At 41.1% G+C, this 14,175-nt stretch carries 10 protein-coding genes; 9 read left to right on the forward strand and 1 reads right to left on the reverse strand.

Annotation, left to right across the window (positions count from 1 at the left end):
* Positions 1 to 64 precede the first annotated feature (64 nt).
* On the reverse strand, positions 65 to 1,399 hold the full coding sequence (gene tig, locus HLH16_RS02695) for a trigger factor (RefSeq protein ID WP_171528140.1): 1,335 nt from the start codon (positions 1,397 to 1,399) through the stop codon (positions 65 to 67).
* An 808-nt stretch (positions 1,400 to 2,207) separates the two neighbouring features.
* On the opposite strand from tig, the gene HLH16_RS02700 reads away from it, so the two are divergent.
* The 9 genes from HLH16_RS02700 (at position 2,208) to HLH16_RS02740 (ending at position 14,157) form a co-directional block, all read left to right on the forward strand.
* Entirely contained in the window at positions 2,208 to 4,481 is a 2,274-nt protein-coding gene (locus tag HLH16_RS02700; protein WP_171528141.1) for a TonB-dependent receptor, read from the forward strand.
* A 107-nt stretch (positions 4,482 to 4,588) separates the two neighbouring features.
* Entirely contained in the window at positions 4,589 to 5,272 is a 684-nt protein-coding gene (locus HLH16_RS02705) for a Fe2+-dependent dioxygenase (RefSeq protein ID WP_171528142.1), read from the forward strand.
* Between the two features lie 365 nt (positions 5,273 to 5,637).
* A complete protein-coding gene (locus tag HLH16_RS02710) occupies positions 5,638 to 7,875 on the forward strand; it encodes a catecholate siderophore receptor Fiu (protein WP_171528143.1) in 2,238 nt (745 codons plus the stop codon).
* A gap of 107 nt (positions 7,876 to 7,982) precedes the next feature.
* Positions 7,983 to 8,666, forward strand: a complete 684-nt coding sequence (locus tag HLH16_RS02715; protein WP_171528144.1) for a Fe2+-dependent dioxygenase — start codon at positions 7,983 to 7,985, stop codon at positions 8,664 to 8,666.
* Entirely contained in the window at positions 8,663 to 9,775 is a 1,113-nt protein-coding gene (locus tag HLH16_RS02720) for an alpha-hydroxy acid oxidase (RefSeq protein ID WP_171528145.1), read from the forward strand. Before HLH16_RS02715 ends, HLH16_RS02720 begins: the two co-directional genes overlap by 4 nt.
* 258 nt (positions 9,776 to 10,033) lie before the next feature.
* A complete protein-coding gene (gene leuA / locus HLH16_RS02725) occupies positions 10,034 to 11,731 on the forward strand; it encodes a 2-isopropylmalate synthase (RefSeq protein WP_171528146.1) in 1,698 nt (565 codons plus the stop codon).
* 88 nt (positions 11,732 to 11,819) lie between these two features.
* Positions 11,820 to 12,980: a homoserine O-succinyltransferase MetX gene (gene metX / locus HLH16_RS02730; RefSeq protein WP_171528147.1), complete on the forward strand. Its 1,161-nt coding sequence runs from the start codon at positions 11,820 to 11,822 to the stop codon at positions 12,978 to 12,980.
* Positions 12,980 to 13,573: a methionine biosynthesis protein MetW gene (gene metW / locus HLH16_RS02735; RefSeq protein ID WP_131287365.1), complete on the forward strand. Its 594-nt coding sequence runs from the start codon at positions 12,980 to 12,982 to the stop codon at positions 13,571 to 13,573. Before metX ends, metW begins: the two co-directional genes overlap by 1 nt.
* Positions 13,570 to 14,157, forward strand: a complete 588-nt coding sequence (locus tag HLH16_RS02740) for a tetratricopeptide repeat protein (protein WP_171528148.1) — start codon at positions 13,570 to 13,572, stop codon at positions 14,155 to 14,157. The genes metW and HLH16_RS02740 overlap by 4 nt, the downstream gene beginning before the upstream one ends.
* Positions 14,158 to 14,175: the final 18 nt, after the last annotated feature.

Genomic DNA, 14,175 nt, shown 5'->3' on the forward strand with positions numbered 1-14,175 from the left:
ACGTTCAATATAAGCCAATACATAAAAAAAGGCGCATGATGCGCCTTTTTTAGATCAGCTAAACTTAGCCTTGTTGACGAGCTTGTTGCTCTTTCAACAATTCTTCGTAGCTTACAGCTTTATCAGTCACTTTAGCAGACGCTAAAATGTGATCAACGATTTGATCTTCTAACACAACAGCTTCGATTTGAGCACGTTGTTGTTTGTCATTGTTGAAGTATTCAATAACTTCTGTAGGATCTTCATAAGAAGAAGCCATGTCATTGATGTAAGCTTCAACGCGAGCAGGATCAACTTCGATTTTAGCATCAGCTAAAACTTTGCTTACCAACACACCCAATTTAACTGCTTTCTCAGCTTGTTCTTTGAACAAGTCATCTGGAAGCATGCTGCTGTCAAATGCTTGCGCACCTTGAGCACCAAACTGTTGAGTGAACTGTTGAATCATTTGTTGACGTTGACGGTCAATTTCTTGAGCCAACATAGACTCCGGAACTTCAACTTCGTTTGCAGCTACAAGCGCGTCAAAAGTCGCAGCTTTAACTTGGTTACGAAGACCGTTTTTCACTTCACGATCCATGTTTTTGCGAACGTCAGCTTTTAATTTTTCAACGCCTTCTTCTTCAGTTAAACCAAAGATTTTTAAGAATTCAGCATCAATTTCTGGAAGTTTTGGTTTTTCAACTTGTTTAACAGTGATTTTGAACTGTGCAGCTTTACCAGCAAGGTTTTCAGCTTGGTAGTCTTCAGGGAAAGTTACATCAATAACTTTCTCTTCGCCTTTCTTCATACCAACGATACCGTCTTCGAAGCCAGGAATCATACGACCAGAACCTAAAACAAGTTTAAAGTCTTCAGCAGTACCGCCTTCAAACTTCTCACCGTCAACAGTACCTTCGAAATCGAAAGTTACTTGCATGTCTTTTTTAGCCATGCCTTTGGTTTCAGCCCAAGTTTGACGCTGTTTTTGAAGGTTTTCAATCATTTGGTCAACGTCTTTGTCGTTGACTTCAGTTGTTTTACGTTCAACTTCCAAAGCGTCAAAAGCTTTCACTTCAACTTCTGGATAAACTTCTACAGTTGCTTGATAAACAAGAGCGTCTTCTTTGTTTTCAACTTTATCAATGTTTGGCATGCCAACAGCATTGATTTTCTCTTGTTGAATTGCTTCGAATACTGTGTCACGAATGACATCGTTCACAACTTCTTGATAAATGCCTGCGCCATATTCACGACGTACAACATTTAAAGGCACTTTACCTGGACGGAAGCCGTTGATCTTCACAGTTTTAGCAGTGCGTTTTAAACGAGCTTCAAATTGCTCGTTCACACGGCTCGTCGGTACAGATACATTTAAACGACGGGCAACGCCCGAAACCGCTTCAGAAGTTACTTGCATGGCTTCCTCGATATAGAAATAGTAATTGCAATTTTGAAAGTGCCATATTATATGACAACATTGGAAGATATACAAAACAGGATGATTTAACCATTAAATTTTAAGCTTTCTTCTGATAAAAATCCGTTTTTATTTCAATTTCCTAACACTTTATCTAACAAAGACGCTCATTTTGTATGCTCTTTCGCTAAAAGCGTAAATTTTCTTAATTTTGAGTACTGAGCTGATTGAGTTCGTGCATCCTAATTTAGAGTTGCATCACTCTTTGTAACTGCCAATAAAAAAACGTGCTTCAACTTGTAACAATCTCAATCACTGAAAATCACTTTTTAATTGCATTACAAAATTTCTAACACCCCAATACTCCCTGTTTAAATCCGGTTCATAACCTTATATCACTCAAAACAAACACGGATGAACTTTGTATAATTTCATTATAAGAGATCTCGAACAAGGTTTAGTAGCGCTGCTTCGACTCAAGTGAAAATAGTGCCTTAAGAGTGAATGCCGCCTACTCCATATAAAAAACACGATGTAACATCAAATTAACGGTTCGACATCACAAATTGCTTAAAAAATTCTTAATATAAGCATGATTAAAATTCACAATCAAAAATTAAACATTAAATGATTTTACAGATATATAAATAAAATCAAAAACTTAAATCTGTATTACTGTATTCTTTTATTCGATAAAAAAATCAATACAAGAATAATGATCGTAAACCACAATCAAAATTAATAGTTATACAAAATAAGAATCATTATTATTCTCATACATTTTCACAGTTCACCTTTTGAGTTAGAAATGGCCTTCATAAAAACACGCAAAAAAATCGTATCTTCTGCGATTGTGTCATCACTTTCAGTCATGGCAGGGAATGCAATTGCACAAGATCAAGTGACCCAACTTGATACTATTCGTACTCAAGCAGAAGTAGAAACAACTCAAGGTTTAAAAGTAGATAAATCTGCAAACACGAAGTTCGTTGCTCCTTTGCTCGATACGCCAAAATCAGTTTCTGTGATTTCTAAACAGCTGATTGCAGATACTCAAGTGACAACTTTAAGCGATGCTTTGCGTACTGTACCTGGTATTACTTTAGGTGCTGGTGAAGGTGGTAACCCAAATGGCGACCGTCCATTTATTCGTGGTTATAACTCTGAAAGTTCAATGTATGTCGATGGTGTGCGTAGCGCAACTTCGCAAAACCGTGAAATGTTTGCCGTAGAACAAGTGGAAGTTACTAAAGGTTCTGCATCTGCAATGGGTGGTGCAGGTACCACTGGCGGTAGCATTAACATGATTTCTAAAGTTGCGAAACAAGGTGACTTCCTAGAAGGTTCTGTTGGCGCAGGTACAGACAATTACCAACGTATTACTTTGGATGGCAACAAAGATTTTGGTAATGGTATTGCAGCCCGTGTTGCGGTATTGGGCCACAAAAATGAAAAAGCCGGTCAAGCCGATGGTGCTGAATATGCACGTGCTGGTATTGCGCCAAGTATTACTTTTGGTTTGGACACCCCTACTCGTGCAACTTTAAGCTATTACTACTTAAAATCTGACGATACTCCAGATTCGGGTGTTCCATATTGGACTTCAACTGGTCCTAATACTGGTGTAACAACTGGTAAACCATTAAATGCAAAACAAGGTATTTACTATGGTTGGTTGGATCGTGATTTCCAAAAACAAGAAAATCAGATTGGTACAATTAAGTTAGAACATGATCTAACTGATAATTTAACGATTAGTAATACAGCTGTTTATAGTAATTCGAAGAATGATTATATTTGGACACAACCAGATGACTCTAAAGGCAATATTGCAAATAATGAAGTGTGGCGTCGAGTAAATTCTCGTATTAGCGATACAAATACATTTACTGATCAACTTGCATTGACGGGTAAATTTAATACTGGTGCTCTTAAACATAGCTTTAATACGGGTGCAGAATACAGTAAACAAGAATCAGATAAAGGTAGCTATAACGTTACTTCTCGTACTGGCCAGCCTATTGGCGGTTCTGATGATGCTGCTACAACTAATGTTAATGAAAATGCTTGTGTTTTAGGTACGGGAGTAGCATCTAACGGTTGGTGTACGGATGCTTATAATCCTAACCCTCATGATCGCTTTAATGACATTATTACAGCGGCACCAAAAGCAAGTACAACAGAAACCGAAAGTACTTCTGTTTATTTGTTAGATAACATCGAATTAAATTCACAATGGTTATTAGACCTTGGTGTTCGTTGGGATAAATTTGAAACTGAACAAAACATTCATGCTTCGGGCAAAAAATATGTAAGTGACAGTGATTTCTTTAACTATCAAGCAGGTGTGACTTATAAACCATTAGAAAATGGTTCTATCTATGCAAGTTACGCAACTTCAGCCAACCCAGTTGGGGTGGATGCTGCTGATGGCTCAGAAGGAATTTCTGTTCCTGGACGTAATACTACCGAAGCACAAGCTGAAGCAATCAACAACCTCAAACCAGAGGAAGTTCGTACCATAGAACTTGGCACAAAGTGGGATTTATTTAATGATAAATTAAACTTAACAGCTGCTATTTTCCGTACTGAAAAAACAAATACACGAGCTACTGATACTGATGGTTTTACACGAAACATTGGCGAAACTCGTGTAGATGGTCTTGAGCTTGGTGCAAACGGTAACATTACTGATAAATGGGCAGTTTCTGCTGGTTATACCTATTTAGACAGTGAAATTATCGATGATGGTGCTGGTACTAATGATGGTAATCAAGTTCAAAATGTTGCGAAAAACTCAGCAACACTCTGGACAACTTACCAAGTATTACCACAATTAACTTTAGGTGCTGGTGCAACCGCTATGGACAAAGTCTATGGCGATGCTGCTAATACCAAATACGTTCCAGGTTACGTACGTTACGATGCCATGGCGCGTTATAACGTTAACAAAAATGTTGACCTGCAGTTGAACGTCAACAACCTGTCTGATGAACGCTATTTCACTAAAGCATATTCATCACATTATGCAACTGAAGCAGAAGGCCGTAGCGCAGTATTATCGCTAAACTTCAAATACTAAGTTCAATTAAAACCATAACTTAATTATGGATTTAATCTAAAATAGCCTCATAATAATGAGGCTATTTTTATAGCTAAAAAAATTCATTCTTCCAAAGGTGTATTGCCGTGATTCATCATATTCCTAACGTCCTGACTAAAGAACAAGTTCAATATTTCCGCGAAGAAATGAATAAAATTGAATGGGTCAATGGTAAAGTCACTGCGGGTACACTTTCAGCTACAGTCAAACAAAACCAACAGCTTCCGGAAGACCTTCCGCTGACCCATCATTTAAGTACGATTATTTTAGAGTCACTCGGACAACATCCATTATTCCTGTCTGCTGCAATTCCTTTAGACATCATTCCTCCCCTGTTTAACCGTTATGAAAACAATGAAGCCTTTGGTTTTCATGTTGATAATTCAATTCGTCGAATCCGGGGAACCAATGAGCGCTTAAGAACCGATTTGTCCTGTACGGTTTTTTTGAGCGAACCAGATGAATATGAAGGTGGCGATTTAGTCATAGAAGACACATATGGCTACCATGAAGTTAAACTTCCGGCCGGCGATATGATTCTCTATCCATCGACCAGTTTGCACGAGGTAACACCTGTGACCTCAGGTTGCCGTATGGCATCATTCTTTTGGGTGCAAAGTATGATTCGTGATGAAGCAGAACGTCATATGTTATTTAATCTTGATCAGAGCATTCAGAACCTGCGTATGCAGTTGGGTGATCAACATGATGAAGTGATCAAGCTGACCAATCTTTATCATAATTTAATGCGTAAATGGGCTGAACTTTAAGCTTTATAACGCCAAAATAAAAAAGGCTGCTGAAACTTAATATCAGGCAGCCTAGCCAATAACTTACAAGTATCTGAATACTTAATTATTTTATCTTTTAGTCAAATTTAACTTCTTTGGCATCGTTTTTCCCTTTAAGCATGATTGCTTTATCTAATAAATAAGCGCGAATTAAGTCATATTTCCATCCAGTTTCATCATCATTAAATACTTATCACTATTGTTAATGATAATAATTATCATTAGAATTCGCATCAATTGTTACAGGCCATAACAATATCTCCACTTTTGCTGCTATTTTGCCGATTTTAAAATTCGCAGGCAGTAATGGAATTCTGTCACAACGATATTAGGGATTACCTACCATGGCACAGATTAAAAGCCGTAAACACAATCGAAATGCTCAACTGGTTGCTTTAGCTGCATCTCTGCCCCTCATGGCTCATGCAGCAAATACACAAGATGTGACTCAGCTTCCAACTATTACAGTAAAGTCAGATGCGGAAAATAAATATAAAGCAGATAAAGTGAGCTCGCCTAAATATACTCAACCCCTGGTAGATACCCCGCAAACCGTTTCAGTCATTAAAAAAGAATTATTAAAAGAACAAGGTGCAACATCTCTGGTTGAAGCCTTAAGAAATACCCCGGGAATTACCCTGCAGCTCGGTGAAAATGGCAATACCAGTGCCGGTGATACTTTCCAAATGCGCGGTTTTTCAACCCAAACTTCTACCTATGTCGATGGTATTCGTGATCTGGGTGCTGTTACTCGGGATGTATTTAATCTGGAACAGATTGAAGTAGTCAAAGGTCCTTCTGGAGCAGAAGCAGGACGCGGGTCGGCATCAGGTTATATTAACCTCGCCACAAAACTGCCTCATGCAGAAAATAGTCGTGAAGTTTCTGCCACTTATAATACTGCTGAACATGCCCGTCTCACTGCCGATATGAATCAAGTCATCAATGGCGGTACTGCTTTTCGTTTAAATGCGATGGGACAAGACGGCGGTGTTGAAGGCCGCGATTTTATTGAAAACAATAGCTGGGCCATTGCCCCTTCAATTGCTTTCGGTCTAGATAGCGATACCCGCCTATATCTCTATTCACAGCATATTCGTCAACGTAATATTCCGGATGGCGGTATTCCGACTGTCGGCATGAAAGGTTTTTATAATGCAGATTCCGCTTTAGCTTCAGCACCTAAAGTCAGCCGTGAAAATTATTATGGCCAAGCCAATGATCATGAAGATGTCGATGCAGACATGTACACGGCAAAAATTGAAAATGATCTGGCTGAAAACGTCAAACTGACCAATATTACCCGTGCAGGCAAAACCAACATGCAACGGGTATTAACCGGGATTAATAGCCTGAGCACCAACGGTTCGACTAATCCGAATGACTGGACAGTGAGCCGCTCTCGCCAAGGGGTGGATCAGGAAAATAAGATTCTGGCTAACCAGACTACTTTAAATTTGAATTTAAAAACCGGTGCTATTGAACATGATGTTGTTGCAGGTCTGGAATTCCTAAAAGAACAGCAACATAACAAAACCCTAGCTACGCAAATACCGGGGCAAACTACTGTTACCCCTATACCGGCGAATCTGTACAGCCCTGATCGCAATCAAGTCCTACCGGGCTTAGTTTATACAGGTGGTTATACCAATGGCGAAACAGATACTGCCGCAGCGTATTTATTTGATACGCTCAAATTTGGTGAACGTTTCCAGCTGAATGGTGGGGTACGAGTCGATTATTATGACACTGAATATGATGCTTTAACCCTGCCATCTGGCAGTAGTAGCTTAGTGCCTGCCAATTTTGCTGCACACGATACTTTAGTCAGCTGGAAACTCGGGGGGCTATATAAACCTACTGCTTACAGCAGTGTGTATGCCTCTTATGCCAAATCTCTGACCCCTCCCGGAAGTGCCAACTTTAGCCTTTCAGCAGAAGGGATTAACAGTGCAGCTGCAAAACCACAGGAAACCAACCACTATGAAGTTGGAACCAAGTGGGATTTGCTCAATGATCAATTGGCAATCAATGCTGCAGCCTATTACACTGAAAATGAAAACCAGTTTACTCAAGATGCCATTACCCAAGAATCTATTCAGGAAGGTAAAACCACCGTCAAAGGTGTAGAACTCAGTGCTGTAGGTAAAATCACCGATGCATGGAATGTGTCTGCCGGTGTTGCACATATGAAAACTGAACAAGAAGACCAGTTAAGTGTCAATGCCACCACCGGAGCAATTACCCAAACCAATAATGTTCGCTGGTCTCCAGAATGGACTGCAAGCCTATGGTCGACCTATGATGTTGCCGGTTTTAAACTGGGTCTGGGCGCACGCTATGTAGACGAACAAAAACGTGTGATTACCGACAGTACTGCAGCGGCGAATATGCCCAATATTCCAGGCTATGTGGTGTTTGATGCCATGGCAGGTTACAGCTTCAATAACAATGCTTCGGTTAACCTGAATGTTTACAATCTGACAGACAAGGAATACATCAGCACCCTGAACAATGGTGGTGGTCGTGTGATATTAGGACAACCGCGTTCAGCTACTTTAACCTTTAACTATAAGTTTTAAGCCATTCGCTAAGTCTTAGCAGATTGAGTATAAATGTAGTGTGTTAGAGCTAATGCACTACATGATTTATTTTTGAGTCCACCTCATTCAAGGGATGCATAAAGCTGATGATGTTACATATTCCTGAAATTTTAACCAAACAGCAGGTTACTGAATTACGCCAGCAACTGGATGTCAGCCATGCCTGGATTCAGGGTCAGCAAAGCGCAGGCTTTCAGGCTCAAAAAATAAAAAATAATCTGCAAATTGATGTGAACAGTATTATCTATCAATCCCTATCTCCCAAGATCTTGCAAGCCTTACAACGAAATGCTCAGGTCAAATCTGCGGCACTGCCCAAACACATACTCTCGCCTTTGTTTAACTGCTATCAAGATGAGGGCAATTATGGCAATCATGTCGATAGTGCGGTGCAATATTCAGATACGACAGGACATGCAATTCGCACCGATGTTTCCATCACCTTGTTTTTATCTGAACCGGATGAATATGAAGGCGGTGAACTGATCATTGAAGATCATTATGGCAGCCATGAAGTGAAGCTCAATGCAGGTGATGCCATTCTCTACCCGGCAACCAGTTTGCATCGGGTTGAACCGGTGACTCATGGCAAACGGGTTGCAGCATTTACCTGGTTGCAAAGCATGGTGAAAGATGACTGGCAACGCAGTATGTTATTCAACCTGGATATGACCATTATGAAACTACGACTACAAGTGGGTGATTCGGAAGAAATCATCAGTTTAACCAGTCATTATCATAATTTATTACGCCAATGGGGTGATTTATGAAACCGGTGACACCGCTTGACCCATTCAGCCAAATTCCAGCACATTTGCAAACCCTTGCCGATTATGAACGACAAGCTAAAAAGCACCTTCCAGAAAGTACCTGGCATTACTTGCAAGGCGGAGCGATGGATGAAGTCAGTGTTCAGGAAAACCTCGATCAGTTTAAAAAAATCCAGCTGATTCCCAGACATTTAAATGACCTGACTCAAGGTAATACCGCATATGAGATTCTGGGGCAAACATTTCCACATCCAATTTTTTTAGCCCCGATTGGTCATCAACAACTGTTTCACCCGGATGCTGAACTGGCAACCGCTTTAGCCGCTGAAGTACTACAGAGCAACCTGATTTTAAGTACTTTCAGCAATACCGATATGCGTAGCCTTAAAGCTGAAAATCCTTACAAATGGTTTCAACTTTATTGGCAGGGTGACCGGGAAAAATCGCTTGCCCTAGTGAAACTGGCAGAGCAGCACAACTTTAAAGCTTTGGTCATTACCGTCGATTCACCGCATACCGGTATTCGCGATCGTGAACGTCGGGTATTTTTTCAGTTACCCGAAGGTATGCACCATCCGCATACGCCTGCGCATCTTCCCCTGCCTGAAATTGGTAAAGATCAACATCCGGTATTTAATGGCTTAATGCAGATTGCTCCGAAATGGGACGATATCCAATGGCTGATCAAGAACACCTCACTCCCCGTAATTTTAAAAGGTGTGGTTCATCCCAAAGATGCAGAACGTGCAGTTCAATCCGGTGTTCAAGGATTGATCATTTCCAATCACGGTGGGCGGGTTTTAGATAGCTGCATTTCACCCCTCACTGCCCTGCAACGTATTAAAGTAGTGGTTCCTCAGGATTTCCCTTTAATTGTCGATGGTGGAATTCGTCGTGGCACCGATATTTTTAAAGCCATTGCTTTAGGTGCTTCAGCCGTTTGTATTGGTCGTCCCTATATTCATGGTTTAGCCGTGGCAGGTGCTTTAGGGGTTGCCCATGTGCTTAAAATCTTAAAGGAAGAATTTGAGATTACGATGGCTTTAGCGGGAACTGCGACATTAAATGAGATCACTTCCGACTATATTTTTCACAAACAATCAAATTAAAGGAAAATATTTTCTATAAATCTGCTGTAAACGCAAAAATAGAAATTTATTTTCGGAATAAGTGGATTAATATTTAGTTATAGATTTGCAAGTGCTGCGATAAAGCTAAGTCGTAATAATTTATCAATATTTTACGACTTTCGACTAAAGTACCCGAAGTAGCGCTTGTAAATGGTTAGAATAGACACAATCTATATTCGTAGTACGTTGCCGTTATCCACGATTAAAAGCAATACATGCTACACAAGGAGTTACCTCATGATGTTGGCTGATCCAAGTAAAAAATATCGTCGCATGTACCAACGTGTAGACTTGCCAGACCGTCAATGGCCAAATAATGAAATCAATCAAGCGCCTATTTGGATGAGCACTGACCTTCGTGACGGTAACCAAGCAATTTTCGAACCGATGGATATGGAACAGAAATTTAAAATGTTCCAGATGTTGGTGAAAATCGGCTTCAAACACATTGAAATCGGTTTCCCTTCTGCATCTCAAATTGATTTCGACTTCACCCGTAAATTGATTGAAGAAGGTCATATTCCGGATGACGTTTACATCGAAGTATTGGTTCAGGCACGTGATCACTTGATTCAACGTACTTTTGAATCGTTAATCGGTGCAAAACGTGCCATCGTGCATATCTACAATTCAAACTCACCGACTTTCCGTCAAAAAGTCTTGAATGTTGATGTTGCCGGTGCAAAACAGTTAGCAGTAAATGCTGCGACAAAAGTGAAAGAATACGCAGCGCAATATCCTGAAACCGAATTTATTTTTCAGTACAGCCCGGAATGTTTCTCTGCGACTGAATTAGAAGTGGCAAAAGCAGCCTGTGATGCAGTGACTGAAGTTTGGGAAGCATCACCGACAAACAAAGTAATCTTGAACTTGCCGGCTACGGTGGAAGTGTCGACACCAAACGTCTATGCTGACCAAGTGGAATGGATGCACCGTAATATTGAACGTCGTGATGGCGTGATCATTTCTGTGCACTGCCACAATGATCGTGGTTGTGGGATCGCAGCTTCTGAATTGGCAATTATGGCCGGTGCTGACCGAGTCGAAGGCTGTGTGTTTGGTAATGGTGAACGTACCGGTAACGTTGACGTTGCAGCAATTGCCTTAAACATGTACACCCAAGGTGTTGCACCAAACTTGGACTTCTCCAACATCAATGAAATTATTGCCACTGTTGAAGAATGCACTGGCTTGCCTGTTCACCCACGTCATCCGTATGCTGGCGACTTGGTGTTCACCGCATTCTCTGGTTCGCATCAAGATGCAATCAAGAAAGGTTTCGAGTTCCAGAAGAACCAAGAAATGTGGGATATGCCTTACTTGCCAATCGATCCTAAAGATTTAGGTCGTGACTATGACGCGGTGATTCGTGTCAATTCACAGTCAGGTAAAGGCGGTATTTCTTACTTGTTGGAATCGAACTACAATGTGGTATTACCACGCCGTTTACAAATTGAATTCTCACAAGCGGTTCAACAAGTGACGGATGAACAGGCGAAAGAAATTTCAGCACAAGATATTTGGGCTTTGTTCAAACAGAATTATGTTGCAATCAAAGACGCTCATTACTCTGCGAAAAACTACAGATTGTCTGATGACAATGGCAATCAGGTGATTGAGTTAGATATCGAAATTAACGGTGAAAATCAACACTTGCGTGGTGAAGGTAACGGTCCGATTTCTGCCATCTTGAATGCATTACAATTACCAATTGACGTGTTGAACTATGAAGAACGTAGCATTAGTTCGGGTGCTCACGCCAAAGCCTTGGCTTTAATTGAGCTTCAAGTGAAAGGCACAGGTAAATCTGCATTCGGTGCAGGTGTTCACGACAACATTGTGACTGCTTCAATCGAAGCGATCATTGCCTGTACCAACCGTTTGATCGAACAAGGTGTATTAAGTACCGATCAGGTCGTTGCTGCCGCCGTATAAACGATATCAAATAAAAAACTTTAGAAAGGATACCCTCAAGTGGTATCCTTTTGTTATTCATCCTAAAGATTTAAGGCGAAAATTTCCTGTGTCTTTTCCAGCTGACTCAGTGGGTCTAGTTACCCCACAAAAGTTCTCATTCGAAGAGCCGTTAGAGCTTGAATGTGGTCGCATTCTCCCACGTTTCGAAATCATGGTTGAAACCTACGGTACACTCAATGCAGATAAATCCAATGCGATTCTGATTTGCCATGCGTTGTCGGGTCATCATCATGCAGCAGGCTATCATCATGAAGATGATAAAAAGCCAGGCTGGTGGGATGCCTGTATTGGTCCAGGCAAAGCGATTGATACCTCTAAATTCTTTGTTGTTGCCCTCAACAACATTGGTGGTTGTAGTGGATCTACCGGTCCAATATCGCCAAATCCTGAAAATGACAATCGCCCTTATGGTCCGGACTTTCCCTTAGTTACCGTTCGTGACTGGGTGAAAACCCAAGCCATGCTGTCTGACCGTTTAGGCATTGATGTCTGGTACTCGATTATTGGTGGTTCACTGGGTGGCATGCAGGCTTTGCAATGGTCAGTGGACTATCCCGATCGTTTAAAAAATTGTGTGATTATTGCCAGTGCACCAAAACTGTCTGCACAGAATATTGCCTTCAACGAAGTCGCACGTCAGTCGATTTTGTCGGATCCAGATTTCCATAACGGCCGTTATCTGGAAAATGACAGCTATCCGAAACGTGGCCTGATTTTGGCACGTATGGTGGGTCATATTACTTATTTGTCTGAAGAAGCCATGAAACAGAAATTTGGCCGTGACTTGAAGTCGGGCAAATTTATGTATGGTTTTGACGTTGAATTTCAGGTTGAAAGCTATTTGCGTTATCAAGGTGAACAGTTCAGTCGTAACTTTGATGCCAATACTTACCTGATTATGACCAAAGCGCTGGATTATTTTGATCCGGCACGTGAATATGAATTGTCTTTAACTAAGGCGATGGCGAATACCCAATGCCGTTTCCTGGTGGTTTCATTCACCACCGATTGGCGTTTCACCCCGAAGCGTTCACAAGAAATTGTGGATGCGCTGATCACCAATCATAAACCTGTTAGCTATGTCGATATTGATGCAGAACAAGGTCATGACTCGTTCCTGTTTCCTATTCCGCTTTACGTTAAATCATTACGTGCATTTTTAGGTGGCGCAGAACACCTTGAAGCAACACGTCAGGAGACTGTGTAATGCGTATCGATCATCAACTTGCAGAAACATGGATTAAACCTGATTCAAGCGTACTCGATTTAGGTTGTGGTGATGGTGAACTGCTGGCGCATATGGGCAAAAAGCACAATATTCGTGCATATGGATTGGAAATCGATCAGGAAAAGATTGCAATTGCGGTCAGTCGAGGGTTAAATATTATCCAACAAGACTTGAACCTCGGTTTAAGCCGCTTTGCAGACCAGTCCTTTGACTATGTGGTTATGGCACAGGCTTTGCAAGCAGTAGATGCACCAGACGTATTATTGCGTGACATGGTACGTGTGGGAAAACAAGCCATTATTACCTTTCCTAACTTTGCCCATTGGAAGACGCGTTCTTTCTTGGCTTTAAAAGGAATGATGCCTGTTTCAAATGCCTTACCGTATATGTGGTATAACACGCCGAATATCCATTTATGTACTTTCCGTGATTTTGAAGCACTTTGTGCAGAAAATGACATCAGGATTATTAACCGACTCGCCGTGAATGGGGATCAGCAAGGTAGTTTACTCAGTAAACATATCCCGAATCTGTTTGGTGAAGTCGCTATTTATAGAGTGAGCGCACTATGAAAAAAATATTATTAAGCACACTATTAGTTGGACTTTTTAGCCTTCAAGCCCATGCAGATTATGTTGCACCTGCACCATCTGTTTCCAGTCAAGCTGCACAATATTCTGTAATGGATATTAATAGCCTGATTAAATCAGCAAAATCAGGGCAAGCCGCTGCACAGTTTTATTTGGCGACCAAATATCAACTCGGCAAAGACATTCAAAAAGATCAACAGCAGGCTTTTACCTGGTACAAAGCAGCTGCCGATCAAGGTCTGACTGCTGCACAATTGAATGTCGGTCGTATGCTGGCGGATGGTATTGGCACCAGAAAAGACGAAACCTTAGCACGTAAATACTTTGAAAAAGCAGCCAGCCATGGTGACAACCGTGCCAGCTTTAATCTTGCGATGATGGAAGAGCAAAAGAAAAATTACGTCGGTGCATACCAATGGTATGAGCTTTCTACACGTGATGGCATGCTCGACAATAAGGTTATTACCCTGTCTGAAGGCAAGAAGACCGCTTTGGCTGCCAACCTGACCCAAGAACAGATTCGCATGGCACGTGACCGTGCGGACAAATGGATTCAAGCTCAATAATCATTGATGGATTCTATA

The sequence above is a fragment of the Acinetobacter sp. ANC 5378 genome (genome assembly GCF_013004315.1).
GTDB lineage: Bacteria > Pseudomonadota > Gammaproteobacteria > Pseudomonadales > Moraxellaceae > Acinetobacter.